This window comes from Mesorhizobium sp. CA7 (assembly GCF_020165015.1).
In the GTDB taxonomy this organism is placed as follows: domain Bacteria; phylum Pseudomonadota; class Alphaproteobacteria; order Rhizobiales; family Rhizobiaceae; genus Mesorhizobium.
On sequence record NZ_JAIUHH010000001.1, the window covers coordinates 681,352 to 702,937 of the forward strand.

A 21,586-nucleotide genomic window follows, 5' to 3' on the forward strand; every position below is an offset into this window, starting at 1 on the left:
TCAGAACTTGCCGGTTTCCCGGAACACTTCGAACGTCGCCCGAATATGGTCGGCCACGGCCTTCACCGGCGCGCTCGCATCAGGCGCCACCACCATGGCAAGATTGTAGGTGCCGATCTCGGGCATGCCGTCCTTGGCGCCCAGCGAGACCATGTCGTCGCCGAGGAAGGACTTCGGCAGCGGCGCCACCGCGAGGTCGGCCATGATCGCGGCGCGCTGGCCGGCCGTGTGTGCGCTCATATAGGCGATGCGGTAGTTGCGGCCCTCGCGCCCGAGCGCTTCGAGCGCTCCCGCCCGCCAGGCGCAGCCTTCTTCCCACAGCGACACCGGCAGCGGTTCGCGCAGATGCGCGCAGCCGCCCTTGGCGCCCGCCCACACGATCGGCTCGGTCAAAAGCACCTCAGCGCCGATCGCGCTGGTCTTGTAGGAATTGGTGAGCAGTGTGATGTCGAGCGCGCGGTCGTCCATGCGGCGCCGCAGATTGATGCTCTGGTCGATGGTGACGTCGACGGCGATCGAGGGATGCGACTGGGCAAAACGCTTCAGCACATGCGGCAGCACGCGTTCGCCATAGTCGTCGGGGGAACCGAGCCGCACCACGCCGACAATGTCGGGAATGATGAACTTGGACACCACCTCGCGGTTGATCGACAAAAGCCGGCGCGCATAGCCGAGCAGCATCTCGCCATCCGTGGTCAGCGTCACCGAACGCGCGTCGCGCGCGAAGACGGAACGGCCGAGGATATCCTCGAGCTTCTTGATCTGCATGGAGACGGCCGACGGCGTGCGGAACACCGCATTGGCGGCGGTGGTGAAGCTGCCGGTCTCGGCAATCGCCACGAAGGTGCGCAGCACATCGAGGTCAAGCAGCGGCAAGGGATGATTGAGCGGGGCGTTCATGGCAGCCTGCCTTCAATTTTTCTGATGCAATCCATCATTCCATTTCGTTTGATTGAACATCACTCCAGGCGCATAGTCAACTCGATCGATACAGGATGCTGCCAAAAGCAGCCATGAAACGACCCTGACACAGTCCTGCAATCGACGTGAAATGAAGCTGAAACAGACCTGACTTAACGCAGTGACGGGCGCCTCCCTGCCCGCATAGAGGAGAAAGAAATGTCTATCCTGTCGTCCATCGGTCGGCTTGCGACCGAATTCAGCGCGGCCCGCGCCCGCTACCAGACCGAACGCGCGATCCATGCCCTGCCGATCGAACTGCAGAAGGATATCGGCTGGCCGGAAGCCGCCGATGCCAAGACCGGCTTGCGCCTCGGTGTTGGAAGCTGGGCCGGAGCGAAGTAATCAAGTGTGTATGGAGTTCTGAAGGCCTGCCGGATCAGCTCGGCAGGCCTTCGTTTGTTTAGAGACTTTTTATTTGCATTCAAATGACTTTTCCAGCCATGCGGCCGCTGCATGACGCATATGAACAAGTCGCATAGCGGGTTAATTTTCGAATTAAGCCGCTGTAAATTATCGGAAATTTTGAGCACACCGCCTAAAAAAGTCGCAAATGATGTCGCTTTTCATAACAAGCGCTTCGCTTTTGCGATTTAGTTTTTGCTGAAGCGAGCCTATATCCACGCCAGCAAACGAGCTGCCCCACTCCATCAAGCGAAGGCGACCCGTCTGAGCAACCGAATGGAGATGATGATGAAGCTTTTTGCCCGCCTGTTCACCCGCCGCGAAATGAACCTGACGACCGCTCTCGAGCGTCAGCGTCTCGCCAAGACCATGCCCGGCCAGACCGGCGCCATGAATGCTGCCCGTCTCGGCTTCGTCGCCTGAGGCAATCGGCATCCAAAGCTGAATTCAACGCCGCCCGGTTGAACCGAGGCGGCGTTTTCATGTGCGTTGACGTTGCATTGCCCGGGCGATGGAGCTTTATGCCCAGCTGAATTGCCCATTTGCGACCCATGTCGCAAATTTAATCTTCACTTAGCCGCCTACCCGATTGACAGGAATGATTTTTCCTGTTGTCGCTATGCTGTTCGCGACATCCTGTTCGCGTCATGGCTGCGTGAGGTTTCCCGTGAATGCCGTAAAGCATCCGATCAAGAGATCGTTTGTATTCTTCCTCATTCCCGATTTCACCATGATCGCCTTTGCGACGGCGCTCGATCCGCTGCGCTCGGCCAACCGGATGCTCGGCTACGAAGCCTATCGTTGGCGGCTGGCCAGCATCGACGGCAAACCGGTGCGCGCTTCGAACGGCGTCGAATGCGCCGTCAACACCTCGCTCGAGGAAGAGCGCAAGAAGATGGCCGGGCCGGATCGGCCGAACATGGCGATCGTCTGCAGCGGCATCAATGTCGAGCGCTACCACAACAAATCGGCCTTCGCCTGGCTGCGCGAGGAGTATAATCGCGGCGTCGCCGTCGGCGGCCTGTGCACCGGCGCGCATATCCTGGCCGCCGCCGGCCTCTTGTCCAACAAGCGTTGCGCCATCCATTGGGAAAACCTGCCGGGCTTTTCCGAGGCATTCCCGAAGGCCAATGTCTTTGCCGACCTCTTCGAGGTCGACCAGAACGTCTATACCTGCGCCGGCGGCACCGCCGCGCTCGACATGATGCTGAAGCTGATCGGCGACGATTTCGACGAAAGCCTCGTCAACCGCGTCTGCGAGCAGGTGTTGACCGACCGAGTGCGCAGCCCGACCGATCGCCAGCGCTTGCCGCTGCGCGCCCGCCTGGGCGTTCAGAACTCGAAGGTGCTCACCATCATCGAGCTGATGGAAGCCAACCTAGCCGAACCGCTGTCGCTGATCGAGATCGCCGACCATGTCGATCTTTCCCGCCGGCAGATCGAGCGCCTGTTCCGCACCGAGATGGGCCGCTCGCCTGCCCGCTACTATCTGGAGATCCGGCTCGACCGCGCCAGGCACCTGCTCATCCAGTCGTCGCTGCCGGTGGTCGAAGTGGCGGTGGCCTGCGGCTTCGTCTCCGCCTCGCATTTCTCCAAATGCTACCGCGAGCTCTACGCGCGCTCGCCGCAGCAGGAGCGCGTCGACCGCAAGCAGTTGCTGGCGGCTTAAGCGGGCAGAGGCGCAGTCGTCTAGGCGGACTGCCCCTGCGCGGTCCGCATTGCCTCGATGCGGATGTCTTCGGTAAGCTGCGCCTTCAGCGCGGAGAATTCCGGGCTGGTCTTCAGCGTGTAATGGCGCGGATGCGGCAGGTCGACCGGGACATCCGACTTGATGCGGCCGGGCCGGGCGCTCATCACGATCACCCGCGACGCCATGAAGATCGCCTCCTCGATGTCGTGGGTGACAAACAGCACCGTCTTCTTGCGCCGCTCCCAGATGCCGAGCAGCAGTTCCTGCATCAGTCCGCGCGTCTGGTTGTCCAGCGCGCCGAACGGTTCGTCGAGCAGCAGGATTTCGGGGTCGTTGGCCAAGGCGCGCGCGATCGCCGTGCGCTGCTGCATGCCGCCCGACAGCTGCTTCGGCCAATGGTTCTCGAAGCCCCTCAGCCCAACGAGATCGACATAGGAAGCGACGATCTCGTTGCGCTCGCGCTCGGGCCTGCCTTGCTCGCGCAGGCCGAAACCGATGTTCTCGGCGACCGTCAGCCAGGGAAACAGCGTGTAGGACTGGAACACCATGCCGCGGTCCGGCCCCGGCCTGGTGACCGCCTTGCCGTCGAGCAGCACGCGGCCGGTGCTCGGCGCTTCCAGTCCGGCGACGATCCTGAGCAGCGTCGACTTCCCGCAGCCGGAGGGCCCGAGGATGGTGATGAAATCATTGGCCGAGACAGACAGCTCAACCGGCTGCAGCGCCTGCACCGGCTGGCCGCCCCCGACCCCGGCAAAGGTCCGCGAGACGCGCTCGATCAGAAGCTTGCTCATGCCAGGCTCCACGGATAGAGCCAGCGGTTGAGCGCCTTAAAGGCGAAGTCGGACAGAAGCCCGATCAGCCCGATGACGATGATGCCGAAGATGATCTGTCCCGTCGCCAGCCGCGACTGGCTGTTGATGATCATGTAACCGATACCTGACGACGAGCCGATCAGCTCGGCGACGATGACATAGGTCCAGGCCCAGCCGAGCACCAGCCGCAGCGTTTCGGCGATCTCCGGCGCGTTGGCCGGCATGATGACGCGCTTGACGATGCCATTGTCGGTCGCCCCCAGCGTGTAGGCGGCTTCGACAAGGTCCCGCCTCGTGCCGCCGACCTTGACCGCGATGATCAGGATGATCTGGAACACCGAGCCGACGAAGATAACCAGGAGCTTTTCGAGTTCCCCGATGCCGGCCCATAGGATGAGCAGCGGAATGAAGGCCGACGCCGGCAGGTAGCGCGCAAAGGACACGAACGGTTCGAGGAAGGCTTCGACCGGCTTCCAGGCGCCCATGGCGATGCCGATCGGCACGGCCACAATCGACGCCAGCACGAAGCCGCCGAAGACGCGCCAGATAGTGATCAGGATATCGAGCCAGAACCGGTCTTCGACGAGCAACCGCCAGCCATCCTTCAGCATCGACAGCGGATCGGCAAGAAAGATCCGGTTCACATGGCTGCCGAGCGTGATCCACGCCCAGAACGCCACGAACAGCACGAAGAAGGCGACGCCGAGCACGGTTCGCGTGCCCGGCGCAACGGGATGCAAGGGGCGCAGCATCAGGAAAAGTCCTTGAGAGGAGGAATCGGCGGCGTCACGCCGCCGATCGGGCGATACGCGATCAGTCGGCGATCGCGCTGGTGTCTGCAAGCGTCGACACATCCGGCGCTTCCTTGATCAGCCCCATTTGCAGCAGCAGCTCTGCCGCGGTCTTGGAAAAGTCCTGAAAATCCTTGGTGAAGAACTGCTTGTTCTCGGCCTTGTCAGCCCACTTCAGGTACTTGGCCGACTCCTCGAACTCCTTGGCTGACTGCTTCACGTCGGCGCCCATGATCTCGTAGGATTTCTGCGGATCCTTCTTGATCATGTCGAGCGCGTCGAAATAGCTGTCGGCGAGCGCCTTGGCGGCATCGGGATTGGCCTTGAGGAAGTCCGGCGTGCAGCCGACCGTATCCATCACCATCGGATAATCGAGCGTGGTCGCCAGGATGTGGCCCTGGTCGGCCTTGTCGCGCACGGCTGAGATGAAGGGCTCATAGGTGACGGCGGCATCGTTCTGGCCGGCGAGGAAGGCTTGCGCCGCCGCGTCCGGCTCCAGGTTGACGACGGTCACGTCCTTGGTCGACATGCCGTTCTTGTTGAGCACCCAGGCGAGCAGGAAATAGGGCGAGGTTCCGGGCGCGGACGAGGCGACATTCTTGCCCTTGAGATCGGCGACGCTCTTGATGTCGTTGCGCACGACGATGCCGTCGGCGCCATAGGATTTGTCGAGCTGGAAGATCTGCTTGGTGGTGACGCCGCTGGCGTTCCACACCATCCAGGTCTCGACCGTGGTCGCCGCGCATTGCAGGTCGCCGCTGGCGATGGCCAGCGGACGGCTCGCCTGCGGCACTTTCTTGAGTGTGACGTTGAGCCCGTGCTTTTCGAAAAGCCCCGCCTGCTTGGCCAAGGTCAGGGGCGCGAAGCCGGTCCAGCCGCTGATGCCGATGGTGAGCGACGTCGCAGCCATCGCCGGCGCGCTGAGCACGGCGGCCGCCGTCAGCGCCGCCGCGAAAATGGTGGTTCTTACCATTGTGGTTCCCCTTTTTGCGGTGAGCGCGAATTGTCTCACAGACCCCAAAAGGCTTGTCAATGAAGCAGAAGCCGCACTCGACGATGGTCCAATCCGACGCCCGCCGGCGGACCTTGAGGGGCTTCTCGATTGCTCACGGCGTGCCCCAGCCGCGGTTGCGCCACATCTTCTCGCCCGCCAGGCAATCCGCGGCCGGCCCGTCGTCGGCGAGCACGACCGGCGGATGCGCCGCCTCTTGCGCCGCCCATTGCAGCGAAGCGGGACCGGCAAGCTCGAGCACCAGCTTGCGGCGGATCGCTTCGGGAAACTGCGTCCAGTCATTGACCGGGATCATGAAGGCGCCCGGTCCGCCAATCACGCAGTCGCTGTAATAGCGGTCGAGATTTTCGACGTCGAAGGCGCCGCTGAAACCGCCGCGCGTCATCAGCGGCAGCCCGTTGATGGTGATGCCTTGCTTGACCACCTCGTCGCGCGTGAGGTCGACCGGTGCGCCCTGATTGTTGGGCCCGTCGCCCGAGATATCGATGACGCGCTTGGTTCCCTGGAATCCGCTCTCGGCGAACAGGTCGCTGCCGAAGCTCAACGCGCCGGAGATCGAGGTCCGCCGAGCGCTGTCGGGCGGACGGGCATCGAGTTGCGCCACCACCTTCTCGGCATCGGCGCGGTTGGCGATCACCGTCCACGGCACGATGACGCGCTGCCAGGTCGTGCCTGCCCACTCGACATAGGTTACCGCGATCTTGCCGTAGGCGCCGTCGGCGATGGCCTTCAGCACATTGTCATGCGTCAGCGCCGCGGCATAACCATGACGCTGGATCTCAAGCTCGGCCGGTGACATCGACAGCGAAACATCGACCGCCAGCACCAGCTCGACATCGACGGGCTCGGCGGGAGAAGCTGCCGGTGTCAGCCAGAGCGCCAGTGCCAGCGCGGCACTGCCTGAAAAAATATGCCTTGCACGGGCATAAGCAGACATGGAGCGAAGTTAGGCGAAAATCGCCGCGCGCAAAAGCCGGGAATCCGGGCATCGGATTCCGCCGCCGCGGGACCGCTTAAAAATACCGCGCGAGATTCGAACGGATGCGTTCCAGGACGCTGTCACCGGAAAGATCGGGCACGAATTTCTCGCCAGTGATCGCTTCATAGGCCTGGATATAGACCGCCGAGGCCTGGTTGACGATCTCGTCGGGAATTTTGGGGATCGGATCCTTGTAGGGATCGCAGCGCGCCGACACCCACGACCGGATGAAATCCTTGTCGAAACTCTGCGGCCGCCCGCCGCTTTCGAATGCCTCGTCATAGCTCGCCGCGATCCAGTAGCGGCTGCTGTCGGGCGTATGGATCTCGTCCGCCAGCACGATGGCGCCGTCCGGCGCGGTGCCGAATTCATATTTGGTGTCGGCCAGAATCAGGCCGCGCTCGGCGGCGCGCTGCTGGCCGCGGGCGAACAGCTGCAGCGCATAACGCGATACCGTGTCCCACTGCGCCTGCGTGAGCAGCCGCTGTTCGATGATCTCGGCTTCCGACAGAGGCTCGTCATGGCCGCCGCTGGCGGCCTTGCTGGTCGGGGTGATGATCGCTTGCGGCAGCTTTTCATTGTCGCGCAGCCCATCCGGGAAATTATGCCCGTAGAAGTTCCGCTCGCCCTTCCGGTACTTGGTCAGGATCGAGGTGCTGGTGGTCCCCGCCAGATAGCCGCGCACCACGATCTCGACCGGCAGCATGTCGAGCCGCCTGCCAACCACGACATTGGGATCGGGATATTCCAGCACGTGATTGGGACAGATGTCGGCTGTTTCCTCGAACCAGTAGCGCGCCGTCTGGGTGAGGACCTGCCCCTTGAATGGGATCGAGGCCAGGATCGTATCGAACGCGCTCAGACGATCGGTGGCGATGATGATGCGGCGCCCGTCCGGCAGATCGTAATTTTCGCGCACCTTGCCGTTGTAGCGGTTGGGCAGTTCGGGAATGAAGGCGTCGGACAGGATGCGCATGGGGCGTGTGGCTTTCGCGGGCTCTGATGGGCCACATAAGCTGTTGGCCCCCAGCACATCAAGCCAAGCCTGAAGGCCTTCCGAGGAAGGCCAAAGCTTTTCCGACCAGTTGCCGCTATTGCGCCGGTCGTCAACTCCTCGGCTTGAGGTTCTCCGGGTCGTAGAGCGGCTTGTAGCCGACACCGGCCACCTCGACCGGATAGGTCTCGCCAAAATACTCGACCTGCAGCCTGCGGCCTTCCTGGCAATAGGCCCAGGGCAGATAGGCGAGCGCGATGTTCTTGCCGATGGTCGGGCCGTAGGCGACCGAAGTGGTGAAGGAGCGGCGGCCGAGCTCGTCGACCAGCGTCTCGCCGGTCGCGGGATCCAGCACCGGCATGGTGCCGACCGGATATCGCGCGACACCCTTGGCGTCCTTGTTGTCGGTCATTACCAGCGTGCACAGCATCGCCGGCTGATGCTCGCGGGCGCGATACTCCAGATGCTTGGCCTTGCCGCAGAAATCGTTCTCCTTGACCTTCGGGCGGGCGAGGTCGGCCTCGAGCAGATTGTACTCGGTGAGCAGATCGGCGTTCTGCAGCCGCAGGCTCTTTTCCATGCGGCGCGTGTTGGCATAGGTCTCGACACCGAACGGCATGACGCCGGTGGAGCGCAGCGCGTCCCAGACGGCGAGCCCATCCTCGTAGCGCATATGCAATTCCCAGCCCTGCTCGCCGACATAGGAGATGCGGAAGGCGGTGACGTCCTTGCCGCCGATGCGGATCGGCTTGATTGCCGCGAACGGGAAATTCTCCGGCGTCAGCCCGTTCGGATCCTCGACCACCTTCTGCAGGGTCGTGCGCGCATTCGGTCCCCAGATGCCGATGGTGACGTATTTCTCCGTCACGTCGGTGACGGTGACGTCGAAGCCTTTGTCCTGCGCGGTGCGCTGCATGTAGCGGAAGTCGCGCGGGCCGGCGTCGGCGCCGTCGATCAGCCGGCACCGATCGGCCATGCGGATGACGGTGAAGTCGGCGCGCACCATGCCTTCCTCGTCGAGGAAGTGGGTGTAGATGCCCTTGCCGATATTGCTGTCGCCGCCGATCTTGGCCGCGCACAGCCATTCCAGCAGCGCGACATGGTCGGGTCCCTCGATGTCATACATCGAGAAATGCGACAGGTTGACGATGCCGCAATCCTCGCTCATCGCCAGGTGCTCGGCGTTGGAGACGCGCCAGAAGTGGCGGTTGTCCCACTCGTTCTCGCGCACCGGCACGCGGTTGCCATACTTCTCCAGCAGATGCTCGTTGGCCGCGTAGCCATGCGCGCGCTCCCAGCCGCCCAGCTCCATGAAATAGCCGCCGAGTTCCTTCTCGCGCTCATAGAACGGCGAGCGGCGGATGTTGCGGCCCTTGGAGAAGGGCTCGCGCGGATGCACCGCCGGATTGTAGACCTTCATCGCCGTCTCGGTGCAGCGATCCCAGATGAACTGTTCCTTGGTCTGGTGCGGGTAGAAGCGCGAATAGTCGATCGCGTGATGGTCGATCGAAGTACGGCCGTCGGTCATCCAGTCAGCGATCAGCTTGCCCATGCCCGGGCCGTCCTTGACCCAAATGGCGACGGCGTACCACAGCCCCCTCACCTTCTGGCTTTCGCCCATCGACGGGCCGCCATCGGTGGTAACCTGCAGCAGGCCGTTGAAGGAATGGCCTTCGTTATATCCGAGCTCACCGAGGATCGGCGTCAGCTCCATGGCGCGCTCCAGCGGCGCCATGATCTGCTCCATGTCGAGGTCGCGCTGCGACGGCGAGAGCCGCGCCTCGTCTTTTTCGAGAAGATCGCGCGGATGGCACAGACGCGGATTGGTCTCCTCGTAATAGCCCCATTCGATCTGCCCGCCCTCGGCGGTTTTCGGATCGCCGGTGTCGCGCATATAGGCCGAGTTTCCCTGGTCGCGCAGGAGCGGCCAGCCGATCTCCTTGCCGGTGCCGGCAAACTCGTTGTATGGCCCAAAAAACGTCAGCGGATGGTCGATCGGCATGACCGGCAGGTCCTCGCCGACCAGCGCCGCGGTGAGCCGGCCCCAGATGCCGGTGCAGACCACCACATAATCGGCCTCGATCGTGCCGCGCTCGGTCACCACGCCCTTGATACGGCCGTTCTCGACGATCAGTTCCTTGGCCGAGGTGTTCGCGAAAGCCTGGAGCTTGCCGGCCGCGACACCTTGGTCGACCAGCTTGCCGGCAACCGTCTGCGAGCGCGGGATGACGAGGCCAGCATCCGGATCCCACAGGCCGCCTTGCACCAGATGCTCCTCGATCAGCGGGAATTTTTGCTTGATCTCGGCCGGCTCGATCAGCCGCGCGCGAGTGCCGAAGGATTTTGCCGAGGCGATCTTGCGCTTGATCTCGTCCATGCGGGCGTCGTCGCCGACACGCGCCACTTCGAGGCCGCCGACGCGGGCGTAGTGGCCCATCTTCTCGTAGAAATCGATCGAGTAGAGCGTCGTCCAGCAAGACAGGAAGTCGTGGCTGGTCGTGTAGCAGAAGTCCGAGGCGTGCGCCGTCGAGCCGATATCGGTCGGGATGCCCGACTTGTCGATGCCGACGATGTCGTCCCAGCCGCGCTCGATCAGGTGATGCGCGACCGAAGCGCCGACGATACCGCCCAGGCCGACGATGACGACCTTCGCCTTTTTGGGAAACTCTGCCATTGCCCGCGACTCCGGAATGATGGACGGGCGCGTTTGCGCGCCTTTCGAATGGCGCACAATATGCAGAGGTCGCGGATTGAGCTACCGCCTGTTTGCGACACGCCGCAGGTACGGCGCGACCCCTCGCGCTGAGATGAATTGGCTAGTCGAAGGCCCAGACGTCCTCGGCCTGGAAGCCGACCTGGTAGCCCGCGGTCTTGAGCTTTACCACGACCTGGCCAATCTCGGCCGCAGGCAGCGCGCCGACCTCGATCTTGATCATGCCCGGACGATAGCGGCCAAGGTCAAGCTGTTCGAACACCATCCAGTCGGCGCCTTCGCAGTCGACCAGGAAAGCGTCAATGTGGGTGATGCCATTGCGGTCGAGCAAAGTCTGCAAGGTCTCCGACGACACTTCGATATCCTTCAGATGCGGCGCGAACTTGTTGAAATTGCCGTCGGCCTCGCCCCAGGCGTTCTTGCCCGACATCAGATTGGTGTCGGTGACCGACGAGCAGCCGATGAACTCGATCGGCAGCGTGCCGGCTTCAAGCGCCGCGGCATCGAAGGTATGGACCGTGATCGTGCCCTTGGTCCTTGTCACCGCCACCGGCTCTATGACGAAGCGGCTGGTATCCGGATAGTTGGCGCGAAGCCGCTTCTGATTGTAGGGGATCGGCTCGACCAGCATGGCGCGCGCCCCCGCAATGCGATGCAGCCAGGGCGTCACGTCGTCGAAGAGCGCGCCGTCGCAGGCGCCGACATTGACCATCTGGAATGGCCGGCCCTTGCCGCCGAACCGTGCCTTAAGCGCCGCCTTGGCGAGGAATTTCGTGCCGTGCAGAGAGGGGCCGCGATCGAGCATGCCGGCCGGAAGGCCGAGCGACAGAAGAACGCGCGCGAGACTGGATAGCGAGTTCATGACTTGTCTCCGGGAATGACCTGCGGCGCGGCGCGGTGCCTGCCCTGGCTTGCCGATGCCCACAGTGCCATCAGCGGCGCGGCAAGCAGCAGGAAGGGCGGCAGAAGATTGGGGAAATAGATGCGGGTGTCGTGGATCGGGAAGACGGCGAATTTCGCCAGCACGCCAAGCACCAGCGCCGCCAGCAGGATCCCGGCGCGGCGGTCGAGCCGAAAACCGGCGCGGCTCAAGCTGTACCAGCCGGCCAGTGCCAGAACCGACACGCCGACCCAGTTGTTAACGTTGATGGCGCGCACCAGTGAGGCGGCGAAGGCCTTGAGATAGGCCGTCAGCGAAAACGGCGGCTCGAACCCGTCCATATTGTAGTGCTGCTCAATGCTGGAGAACCAAAGATGCGGCCACCAGCCGGGATGCTGCGCCCAGTGCGAGATGGCGAAATAGGCGATAAAGGAGGCCGCGAAGCCTGCCAGCGCGCCCCATGCCCTCTCGCGGAAAGCGATAAGCAGTACGGCGAAGATGGCGAGAAAGACGATGTTGTCCGGCCTGGCCATGAATGCGAGGAAGAGCAGGACCGCCGTCGCCGCCTCGCGCTTGCGCACATAGGCGAAGACACCGCCAAGAAACGGCGCCGAGCATAACAGATCGGGCGTCGAGGCCCGCGCCGCATCGCCGAAATCGGCCATGATCAGGATCGCGCCGACGACCGGCGCCAGCGCCAGCGCGCCCTCGGCGCGCAGCCAAGCGAGCGTGATGGCGCCGAGCAGAAGCACGGAAAACACCTGCACCAGCCGCATCGCCTCGACCGGCGAGACGACATGGCTGAGGCCGGACAGGATCTCGGCATAGAGGAACTTGATCCGGTACATGCCGAGCAGCGAATGGAAGTCGGCGGCATTCTGCGTCATATGGCTGCGGAAGCCGCCGCCGTCGTCGGTCAGCGTCTTGTAATCGCCGGCCGACATGCCGGCCTTGACCGTGCCGTAGGCATAATCATGCAGCGCCTGCGGATCTGGATAGGCGCTTTCCTCGGCGATCGCCAGATAGGGCAGCATGTCCCAGTTGGTGTCGGGCATGAACCAGGCGGTCGCCGCGGTCAGCAGGATATAGAGCGAGAAGGCGACCGCCCCGATCGATGCGGCCCATTTCGCGTAAGTCCGCTCGCCCCACGCCAGGCCGGCGCCGGTCAATCGTTCCAGCGGATTGGTCGGAGCGGGCGGCCTGGTCAGCATCCTCGGCGGCCTCTATTTCCCGACCTGGCTTTTCACGAAGTCCTTCACGATCGCCACGATGCCGCGCGACAACAGGCTGTCGAAGGCGTCGACGAAGCGGTCGACATGCTCGGACTGGCAGATCAGCGGCGGCTCGAGCCGGATGACGTTGCGGTTGTATTCTGTGAAGGCGACGAGCACGTCATAGTCGCGCAACAGCAGCGAGCCGACGAAGCCCGACAGCGAGCCTTTCAGCTTGTCGTCAAGCACGCTCACCACCGGTCTGAGCACCATCGGCAGGGTCTGCGAGAAGTCGTGGAACTCAAGCCCGATCATAAAACCCTTGCCGCGCACGTCCTTGATGAGCTTCGGGTATTTTTCCTTCAGCGCCTGCAGCCGCTGCAGAAGGTAGTCGCCCGTCGAAGCGGCGTTGTCGATCAGCCCCTCGTCATAGAGCACATTGATGCCCTCGATCGCGGTGACGCAGGCCTCGCCCATGCCGCCGAAAGTCGCCATGGCGTGAATCATCGCCGTCTTCGGCGTGCCATAGGCCTTCATGTAGACGTCGCGCCTGGCGATCATCGCGCCGACCGCCGCCTTGCCGGCGCCGAGCGATTTCGCCAGCGCCGTCACATCCGGCACCACGCCGTAATGCTCGAAAGCATAGAAGCGGCCCGAGCGGCCATAGCCGCACTGCACTTCGTCGGCGACCCACAGCACGCCATAGCGGTCGCAAAGCGCGCGCAGCTTCTGCCAGTACTCCGTGGGCGCCTGGATGATGCCGCCGCCGCCCTGGATGGTTTCCAAGACGATGACGCCGATCTCCGGATTGCTCTTGAACAGCCGCTCGACCGCGTCGATGTCGGCGAAAGGAACGCGCACGACATTGTCTGCGACCTTGAAATCGGCGCGGTAGAGCTGGCCGTCGGTGATCGCCAGCACGCCCTTGGTCTTGCCGTGGAAGGAATTCTCGGCATAGACGATTTTCGGCCGCTTCGGGCTCGCGGCGCGCTCGGCGAGCTTCACCGCCGCTTCCATGGCCTCAGAACCCGACGAGCCCAGGAACACCATGTCGAGATCGCCGGGCGAGCACTTGGCGATGTTGTGCGCGAGAGCTGCCGCATATTGCGACATGAAGGCGATGGCGATCTCCTGGCGCTTCTCCTCCTGGAATTTCTTCCGGGCGTCCAAAATGCGCGGATGGTTGTGGCCGAAGGCCAGCGAGCCGAAGCCGCCGAAGAAATCGAGGATCTTGCGGCCGTTCTGGTCGATATAGAACATGCCCTCGGCGTGCTCGATCTTGACCTTGTGAAAGCCGAGCAGCTTCATGAAATGCAGCTGTCCAGGGTTGAGATGCGCCTTGAACAGGTCGGTGATGCGGGCGACGTCCATCGCCTTGGCCTGCTCGACGCTGATCAAGTCGGGCTTGGCGATTGCTGCGGGCGAAAGCGCCGGCGCGTCGACTAGCGTGCGCGTGCCTGCTTGTTCCGGCTTGGCCATGACGGTCATCTGAAAAATCTCCCCTCGCGCCTTATTCGGCGGGAACCTGTCTGGTGGCGACGGCGTGGCCGTCCATCTTGGCGCGATATTCATTGTAGGCGGCGATCAGCATGTCCTCGTCGCGATATTGCGGCACCCAGCCGAGCTGGCGCTCGGCCTTGGACACGTCGAGCACGCATTCCTCGTCAGCGATCAGATACTGTTCTGGATCCATGATCGGCATGTTCAACCAGTCGAGCAGGTCGAGCGTGCGCTTGACCGCCCAGCCGGGCGTCGGCAGCAGGATCGACTTGGAGCCGGCATGGCGGATCAGATCGCCGAGCAGTTTTTTGACTGGCGGCGGATTGAGGGAGCCCAGATTGTAGGCCTCGTTCGGCACGCCGGCTTTCCAGGCCGCGCGGGCGGCTTCGGCGCAGTCGAACACCGAGATGAACTGGTAAGGGTTCCTGCCCGAGCCGATCATCGGCACCGGAAAATTCCAGTCGATCAGTTTGAACAGCTTTTCCAGGATGCCGAGACGGCCGGGCCCGATGATCAGGCGCGGCCTGAACAGCGAGATCGACATGCCGCGCTTGCGCCATTCGGCGGCGAGCTCCTCGGTCTTGAGCTTCGACAGCCCGTACTCGCCGAGCGGCGCGACCGGATGGTCCTCGGTCATCGGCAGCACGACCGTGTGGCCGTAGATCATGTCGGTCGTGTAGTGGACCAGCTTCGAAGCGCCGGCCTTGTCCATCGCCTGGATAATATTCTCGGTGCCGTGGAAATTCACCGGGAAGAAGAAATCGTGCCGCTTGGCGCGCACCTGGATCGGCGACAGCATCTTCGCCGACAGGTTGTAGACCATGTCGTCGGTCCTGAGGCCGACCGCCGCGACTGAGACCGGATCGGTGACGTCACAGGTGACGAAACGCATGGAGCGGTAATGCGGCAGGTCGCTCTTGACGATATCGGCGACGACGACGGTCTCGCCATCGGCGGCGAGCTTGGGGGCAAGGTGGCGGCCGACGAAGCCGTCGCCGCCGAAAATCACATGTCTCATCGAACGATCTCGCTTATGCCGATCTTGTCGGGATTGATGGATGCTGTCTGGTCCTCATGCCCGCGCCCACCCATTTCCCGGCCACTTTGCGCGATCAGCACCGTGCCGACGCAGATGCAGGCGATGCCGGCGATGCGCCAGCCATTGAGGTCCTCGCGGAAGACGAAATAGGCGAAAATCGCCACGGCGACATAAGCGAGGCTGAGGAACGGATAGGCGAAGCTGAGCTCGACCTTGGACAGCACGTAAAGATGCGATGCCATCGAGATGACGAAGGTGCACAGCCCCAGGAACACCCAGGGGCTGAACACGATCTGCAAGAGCTTGACGAGCGGATTGACGCCTTCGAAGGAGATCGGCCCCATCGACATCATGCCTTGCTTCAGCATCAGCTGCGCGGCGGCATTGGTCATGACCGTGAAGAGAATGAAAATTATGTATTTCATTGTTGCCACCCCGCCCCTTGGGCGGTCCTATTACAAACCTGCAAATATTTCGTGAAGCCTCGACGATGCTTTGAGTAAATCATGGTATAACCTTTCATTTACCATGGTTTATCTGACCTTTATCTATTCTGCGGCTTCAAAAACACCTTTCGTTGCATCCAGTCTTTTTGCCGTCCGTATCCAGAAGCTCGACCGGAAAGCCGGGTCGCGAAGCGCCTCCAGCTGCTGCCATTGCGGGAACGACGCGGCGAATGTCTCAGGTCCCATCCGGGCGTCCTTGTAGGGGTTCACCGCGCCGCCCGCCTCGACTGCGATGCGGTCGAGTTCGGCGAGCAGCCGCAACGTCCTTTCGCCCCGGTTGGGGAAATCGAGCGTCAGCGTGTAGCCGGGCCGCGGGAACGACAGCAGCGCCGGCGAGCGGACATCGCCGAAGCGTTTGAGCACTGTGAGGAACGACCCCTCGCCCGCCCGCCGCGCCGCCTCAAGCAGCGCAGGCACGATGCGGCGCGCATTGGCCTCCGGCACCACGCTTTGGTGCTGGAAAAGTCCACGCGGCCCGTAGAGCCGGTTCCAGTCGCGGACCCCGTCGAGCGGAAAGAAGAAGCCCTGATAGCCTGCCTGGTGCGGAGCCTGGGACTTGCCCTTCTTCCAGCGGTAGGCCGCATTGAAGACGGTGAGGAAGGGCCGATTGAGGATATTGAATGGTGGCTGCACCGGCACGGAAAACCGGCTGCCGGCGCGCGCCGCCGCGTGCGAGCCGTGTTCGGCATGGTTGCCCGTGAACAACAGCCCGCGACCGTGCCCATGTCCGCTGGCAAGCTGGTCGATCCAGGCGACGGCATATTCGTTGGCCTGGTCGGCAGCCTCGGCAAGATCGAAGAATTCGCCAAGATCGCGAAACCGCGTCGCCCTTTCCACTATGTCGAGCGAGGGCACCCGCATCAGCTTGATCGATGCCGACAGGATAAGCCCGGTCAGCCCCATGCCGCCGATCGTCGCCCCGAACAGTCGGATATTGTCGGTCTGCGAGCAGCGATAGGTCCGGCCGTCGGACCGAAGCAGCGTCAAAGCCTCGACATGGCAGCCGAAGGTGCCGCGCCGATGATGGTTCTTGCCGTGGACGTCGTTGGCGATCGCGCCGCCCAGCGTCACGAACTGGGTACCTGGAACCACGGCCGGAAAGAAGCCGTAGGGCGCGGCATGAGCGATGATATCGCAAAGCAGCGTGCCGGCATCGGCCTCGAGCACGCCGGTCTCGGCGTTGAAGGAACGGATGCGGTTGAGCGGCCGCATGTCGACCACCATGCCGGCATCGTTCTGGCAACTGTCGCCGTAGGAGCGGCCATTGCCGTATCCGAGCAGCGACCCGGTCTTCGCCTCGCCGCGCTTAAGCAGGGCGATCGCCTCGTCCGCCGGGATCGCCTTGCGCGCCGGCGGCGTCGCCAGTCCGAAGCTGCCGAAGCGCTCGTGCCTCATCACCAGCCTCCGGCGACGAGGAAGACCGCGCCGATGGCGACGACGATCTGGCTGCGCCAGTCGCGGATGATGAAGACGACCGGGTCGTCATGCATCTCGTCGCGGCGGGCGAGGATCCAGACACGCATCGTCAGGTAAAGCACGATCGGCGCCAGCGGCCATATCAGCCACGGATGCGGATAGAGCTCGCGCACCGCCGGGCTGTCCATATAGAGTGCCAGTACCAGCGCCGAGGAGAAAGCCGACGCCATGCCGGCCTGGGCGACGATTTCCTGGTCCTCGATACGATAGCCGCGGCCGGCGATGCGCTCGCCGGGCGGGATGGCCGTGGTGCGCAACTCGACGAAGCGCTTCACCAGCGCCAGCGACAGGAAGAAGAAGATCGAGAAGGCAAGCAGCCAGAAGGAGACGTCGACGCCGGTGGCGGCCGCGCCCGCCAGCACGCGGATCGTGTAGAGGCCCGCGAGCGTCAGCACATCGATCAGAAGCATGCGCTTGAACGACAGCGAATAGGCGGTGGTGACGGCCAAATAGCCGGCAAGCACGCCAAGGAATTCGATCGGAAGGAAGAGGCCCGCGGCGATGCCGATCGCAAGCAGCGTAGCGATCGCGCCGAGACCGAATGGGATCGACAATGCGCCGCTGGCGAAAGGCCGGTTGCGCTTGGTCGGATGCTTGCGGTCGAGCGCGAGGTCGAAGAAATCGTTGAGAATATAGATGGCGGACGCCGCGGCGCTGAAAGAAACGAATGCCAGCAGGCACTCCCAGATCATGTTCGGGTTGAAATATTCGTGCGACAGCACCATCGGCACGGCGATCAGCGCGTTCTTCAGCCACTGATGCATGCGCAGCATCTTGATGTAGATCCTCAGCGCCGGCCTCGGTGCGGGCATGGCATCGGCTTGATGCGCCGCCTGCCAGCGCCGGGCGCTGCGGTCGGGCGCCACCACGAGCGCGTTGCGCGCTGCATCGAACACTTTGAGGTCGTGCCGGCTGTTGCCGGCATAGTCGAAGCCTGCATCGCCATAGGCGGCGACAAGTGCCGCGCCTTTCCTGCCGGAGGTCATGTCGTGCGGACCGTCGGTCGCCAGCACATGATCGAAAATGCCAAGGTGCGCCGCGATCGCCTCCGCGAATTTGCGCGGCGTTCCCGTCGCCAGCACGATCTTGCGACCCTCCCGATGCTCGGCGCGCAGCCGGTCAAGCAGATCCTGGCGGTAAGGCAGCGAGGCCGGGTCAATGTCGATGCGGCCGGCGATTTCCTGCTTCAGCCGGGCCGGCCCGCCGATCAGCCAGAGTGGCAGGAGAAAGACATAGAGCGGGTTCTTCTTGAGCAGGATGAACAGGCCTTCCCACAGAAGGTCCGTTGCGATCAGCGTACCGTCGAGATCGACCGCAAGCGGAATTGCGTTCCTGTCCGACCTCGCGTCCATGGCCCTGCCCCGATCGAGCGCGGATCCCAAAACTCCGATCACGGAAAGATCACGCGCCAACTCAACCCACGCCGTATGCCGGCGTCCTCGGGTCGGATATAGCGGGTCATGACGCAGCGAACGTTAAAACGTCCGGTTGCAGAGCATTGTCCTACCGGTTTTTCGCCATCGTCGTTAAGTGTCGGCTACCGGAAACGATAAAAGGCCGGACATCGGTCCGGCCTTTGCCAATCCTGCGGCGCCACTCTCTGTGGCGAGAGTTACTTGATGCGGGCCGCGCCGCCCGAGATTTCGACCGTTTCCGAGCCGGTCAGGGCTTCGAGGTCACCATTGGGCAGAGTGACGAAGCAGCCGCTCGAGCAGAACTCCACCGTCTCGCCGGCGGCAAGCGTCAGCTCGCTCTTGGCGCCGCCTTCGGTCACGACCAGGGTCCGCGTCTGAGCGTCCCTGTTGATCGCGCTGGCGGCGAAAGCCGAACCGCCCAGGGCCAGCAAAGCGATGGCGGCAACGACAGACTTCCACATTGCAATTCCGGTGTTCGCACACCGCCTCTGTTCAAATTTGCAAGGCATTCTCGCCCTTTGCATCGAAGCTTATATGAGATGTTACCTGAACCGCAACTGAATGCCGCATTCATGCCACAATCGGTTTCGGCGCCGGATGAGCGCAGCGTGTGGCCATTTGCAGGCCGGCCTCATCCGAATGTCGACACACCTCAGCCGGGGTCCGGCTTGCGGCCCCTGCGCTTCATCTTGGCCAGCCGTTCCCGCTCGGCCGCGGCTTCCGCCTCCAGCCTCTCGCGCTCCGCGAATTCGGCTTCGATCTTGTCGTCGTCGATCGGCCAGGCCTCGTGCTTCTTGGTTTCGACCACGGCGCGCGGCGTCGAGGGTATCTCGATCTGCTCCTGCTCGAAGATATCGAAGATGGCGAAGCGGATATCGTTCTGGACGACGCTGCCGTTCATGATGTCGGCGACGAACACGCGGATCTCGAATTCGAGCGCGGCCGCCCCGAAATTCGCGAACAGAACGAATGGCTCTGGATTCTTCAGCACCATCGGATGAGCGCGCGCAATATCCATCAGGACGGCATGGACGCGTTTGACGTCGCTGCCATAGGCAACGCCGACCTTGATGTCGATGCGCCCGAGCTTGTTGCGATGCGTCCAGTTGCCGACCGCATTGTTGATGAGGTTCGAGTTGGGCAGGATCACCGCTTGTCGCTGGAAGGTCTCTATCTCGGTGGCGCGCACGCTGATCTTCCGCACCGTGCCGCTGACGTCGCCCGCCACGATCCAGTCGCCGACCTTGAACGGCCGCTCGGCAAGCAGGATCAGGCCCGAAACGAAATTCGAAACGACGTTCTGCAGGCCGAAGCCGATACCCAGCGAAAGCGCGCCGGCAACCAGCGCCAGATTGGAAAGATCGATGCCCGCCGCCGAGATGCCGACCAGGCCGGCGACCGCAACGCCGGCATAGCCGACGCCGAGCCGGATCGAGTTGCGCACGCCGGCATCGACCTTGCCGCGCGCCATCACCGATCCGTCCAGCCAGCCCTGGAACCAGCGCGTCAGGAAATAGCCGATGACGAATACGACGATGCCGCTGAGGATGCCGAGAAAGGAGATGGTCACCGAGCCGATCGTGACGCCGGTCGCCAGCTTGTAGGCCCAGGCCTCGATATCGCCGGGCTGAAAGCCCCACATCAACAGGATCAGCGGCAGGAACACCACCACGATCATCAGATTGATGGCGATGCTGACGACCAGGCCGAGCTGGTCGAGGGCGGTATCCTCGTAGCTGGAGTTTTCCGAGAGCCATCGTCCGACCGAAGTGTCGGCGAAGCCGCCCTCCTCCCCGATCGCGCGTGCCGACAGGAAGCCGATATAGGCCGTCACCAGCACCGTGCCGGTCACCACGACCTGGAACGACACGAAAAGCGCCAGGCCGATATAGCCAAGCAGCGCCGCCGCGATGGTGAACAGGCCGAGCCCGATGGCGATGAAACGAAGCCAGGCCGGCCAGGGGCGCCATGAGCCGTCGGCCGCCCTGAACGGCCGCAGCAACCCCATCAGCACAAGAATGACGCCGACGATGATGCTGGCGACAACGCCCCTCGCGATCGTCAGCGAAAGTGGCGAACCCATCTTCTCGTTGACGACCGACAGGAAGTAATTGAACCCGAGTACCAGCGCCATGGCGGTCGTCAGTCCGACGAGCCAGCGCGCGGAACCGGTCGCGACCGGGATCAGGCGCCAATTGGGCAGGCGCGGCTCTAGCGCAGCGTTGGTCAGCCGGTTGACGCAGAACACCATGGCGATCACCGTCAGCAAGGCATTGAGGAACGTGCCGATATCGCCGCGCAGCACATTGTAATAGTTGAAGAAGAACACGGCCGAGGCGAAGAAGACGCCGAGCGCCAGGGTCGGCAGCAGCGTCGACCAGAACGCCACCGACAGCCGGCTGAGATAGGAAGGATCTTCCACGGTCGGGTCGGCCTCGAATATTCGGCCGAACAGGCGCCTGCCGCCGATCAAAAGCACCGCCGCCAGCGCCAGCGCCATAAACGTCGCCGCAAGGATCGCCTGGAACTTGAACCTGACGGCGAAGCTCGCCCACGACGACACCGCCTTGTAAAGACCCGTGAACTGGTCATGCGCGTCGGAAAAGGCCTGCGGGCTCAGTGCGTCCGTCAAGTCGTAGTGCTTGGTGATGACGCTGCGGAAAAGCTCGCTGCGCATGACGGCGATCTTGTCGACCAAGCCGTTGACGCGGATCGACAGGTTTTGCGCGCTGGCGACGACCGCGTTGATCTGAGCTTTTTCCGTGGCGAGCGCGCTGCGTTCGTTGCTCACGATCACCGGCTCCGGGGGTTGCCCCTGCGCCGGCGGCTGGCCGAGAACCTCCGCGCGATTGTTGATGTCGGTGAGGCGCTGCCGGAATGCCAGGGCGCTGTTCAGCGCCGCGCGCGAAATATCCTCGAGCTGCAATCGGATGTCGACGAGCCCCGCATCGTCCTGGTCGGGATCGCTCAGCTTCTTTTCCAGGCCGTCGGTCCTGGCCGTCAGGTCCTGGATGGCCTTGGTCTGGTCGGCGATTAGTTGTGACGAGCCATGGCCGATCGCCTGCGCCGACGCGTCCAGCGCCGGCTGCGCGAAGGCAGCGACGATGACGACCAGAACCAAGCGCAGCAGGCGGAAGAACATGATTTTGTTGGCGACTCGCGGCCGAAAAATTCTCGAAATTTCCGCCCTTGATAAAGACCGG

19 protein-coding genes are annotated in these 21,586 nt (G+C 63.1%); 3 read left to right on the forward strand and 16 right to left on the reverse strand.

All coding sequences use genetic code 11. The annotated features are described in order from the left end of the window. Positions 1-900 carry a LysR substrate-binding domain-containing protein gene (locus LB552_RS03310; protein ID WP_095764924.1) on the reverse strand — a complete coding sequence of 300 codons (900 nt, stop codon included), beginning with the start codon at positions 898-900 and terminating at the stop codon, positions 1-3. 219 nt (positions 901-1,119) lie between these two features. On the opposite strand from LB552_RS03310, the gene LB552_RS03315 reads away from it, so the two are divergent. From LB552_RS03315 to LB552_RS03320, 3 genes are all read left to right on the forward strand, one after another. Next, complete coding sequence (locus tag LB552_RS03315) at positions 1,120-1,305, forward strand: hypothetical protein (RefSeq protein WP_095764923.1); 186 nt, start codon at positions 1,120-1,122, stop codon at positions 1,303-1,305. Between the two features lie 348 nt (positions 1,306-1,653). After that, entirely contained in the window at positions 1,654-1,788 is a 135-nt protein-coding gene (locus LB552_RS29600) for a hypothetical protein (RefSeq protein WP_140749884.1), read from the forward strand. 307 nt (positions 1,789-2,095) lie between these two features. Then, positions 2,096-3,034 carry a GlxA family transcriptional regulator gene (locus LB552_RS03320; RefSeq protein WP_263482302.1) on the forward strand — a complete coding sequence of 313 codons (939 nt, stop codon included), beginning with the start codon at positions 2,096-2,098 and terminating at the stop codon, positions 3,032-3,034. A gap of 20 nt (positions 3,035-3,054) precedes the next feature. On the opposite strand, the gene LB552_RS03325 is transcribed toward LB552_RS03320, so the two are convergent. From LB552_RS03325 to LB552_RS03395, 15 genes are all read right to left on the reverse strand, one after another. Continuing rightward, positions 3,055-3,846: an ABC transporter ATP-binding protein gene (locus tag LB552_RS03325; RefSeq protein ID WP_140840046.1), complete on the reverse strand. Its 792-nt coding sequence runs from the start codon at positions 3,844-3,846 to the stop codon at positions 3,055-3,057. Next, the gene (locus LB552_RS03330) at positions 3,843-4,616 is read right to left on the reverse strand and encodes an ABC transporter permease (protein ID WP_411965503.1); all 774 of its coding nucleotides are present in this window, start codon (positions 4,614-4,616) and stop codon (positions 3,843-3,845) included. Before LB552_RS03330 ends, LB552_RS03325 begins: the two co-directional genes overlap by 4 nt. A gap of 64 nt (positions 4,617-4,680) precedes the next feature. Next, positions 4,681-5,631, reverse strand: a complete 951-nt coding sequence (locus tag LB552_RS03335; protein WP_224601869.1) for an ABC transporter substrate-binding protein — start codon at positions 5,629-5,631, stop codon at positions 4,681-4,683. A gap of 133 nt (positions 5,632-5,764) precedes the next feature. Beyond that, positions 5,765-6,607, reverse strand: coding sequence for a DUF1194 domain-containing protein (locus tag LB552_RS03340; RefSeq protein ID WP_224601871.1), 843 nt, complete (start codon positions 6,605-6,607; stop codon positions 5,765-5,767). 76 nt (positions 6,608-6,683) lie between these two features. Continuing rightward, positions 6,684-7,625, reverse strand: a complete 942-nt coding sequence (locus LB552_RS03345) for a phosphoribosylaminoimidazolesuccinocarboxamide synthase (protein WP_224601873.1) — start codon at positions 7,623-7,625, stop codon at positions 6,684-6,686. A 130-nt stretch (positions 7,626-7,755) separates the two neighbouring features. Next, positions 7,756-10,317: an FAD-dependent oxidoreductase gene (locus LB552_RS03350; RefSeq protein WP_224601875.1), complete on the reverse strand. Its 2,562-nt coding sequence runs from the start codon at positions 10,315-10,317 to the stop codon at positions 7,756-7,758. Between the two features lie 142 nt (positions 10,318-10,459). Next, positions 10,460-11,218, reverse strand: coding sequence for an FkbM family methyltransferase (locus LB552_RS03355; RefSeq protein ID WP_224601877.1), 759 nt, complete (start codon positions 11,216-11,218; stop codon positions 10,460-10,462). Then, complete coding sequence (locus tag LB552_RS03360; RefSeq protein WP_224601879.1) at positions 11,215-12,447, reverse strand: hypothetical protein; 1,233 nt, start codon at positions 12,445-12,447, stop codon at positions 11,215-11,217. Before LB552_RS03360 ends, LB552_RS03355 begins: the two co-directional genes overlap by 4 nt. Before the next feature lie 12 nt (positions 12,448-12,459). Beyond that, on the reverse strand, positions 12,460-13,935 hold the full coding sequence (locus LB552_RS03365) for an aspartate aminotransferase family protein (protein ID WP_411965429.1): 1,476 nt from the start codon (positions 13,933-13,935) through the stop codon (positions 12,460-12,462). A gap of 22 nt (positions 13,936-13,957) precedes the next feature. Beyond that, positions 13,958-14,965, reverse strand: coding sequence for an NAD-dependent epimerase/dehydratase family protein (locus LB552_RS03370; RefSeq protein ID WP_224545499.1), 1,008 nt, complete (start codon positions 14,963-14,965; stop codon positions 13,958-13,960). Further along, entirely contained in the window at positions 14,962-15,411 is a 450-nt protein-coding gene (locus LB552_RS03375; RefSeq protein ID WP_224601881.1) for an EamA family transporter, read from the reverse strand. The genes LB552_RS03370 and LB552_RS03375 overlap by 4 nt, the downstream gene beginning before the upstream one ends. A gap of 123 nt (positions 15,412-15,534) precedes the next feature. After that, a complete protein-coding gene (locus LB552_RS03380) occupies positions 15,535-16,887 on the reverse strand; it encodes an FAD-dependent oxidoreductase (protein WP_224601883.1) in 1,353 nt (450 codons plus the stop codon). After that, positions 16,887-18,320, reverse strand: coding sequence for a UbiA family prenyltransferase (locus LB552_RS03385; RefSeq protein ID WP_224601885.1), 1,434 nt, complete (start codon positions 18,318-18,320; stop codon positions 16,887-16,889). Before LB552_RS03385 ends, LB552_RS03380 begins: the two co-directional genes overlap by 1 nt. A gap of 260 nt (positions 18,321-18,580) precedes the next feature. Beyond that, the gene (locus LB552_RS03390; RefSeq protein WP_095764911.1) at positions 18,581-18,844 is read right to left on the reverse strand and encodes a hypothetical protein; all 264 of its coding nucleotides are present in this window, start codon (positions 18,842-18,844) and stop codon (positions 18,581-18,583) included. A gap of 191 nt (positions 18,845-19,035) precedes the next feature. Next, positions 19,036-21,525, reverse strand: a complete 2,490-nt coding sequence (locus LB552_RS03395) for a mechanosensitive ion channel family protein (protein ID WP_224601887.1) — start codon at positions 21,523-21,525, stop codon at positions 19,036-19,038. Positions 21,526-21,586 lie beyond the last annotated feature (61 nt).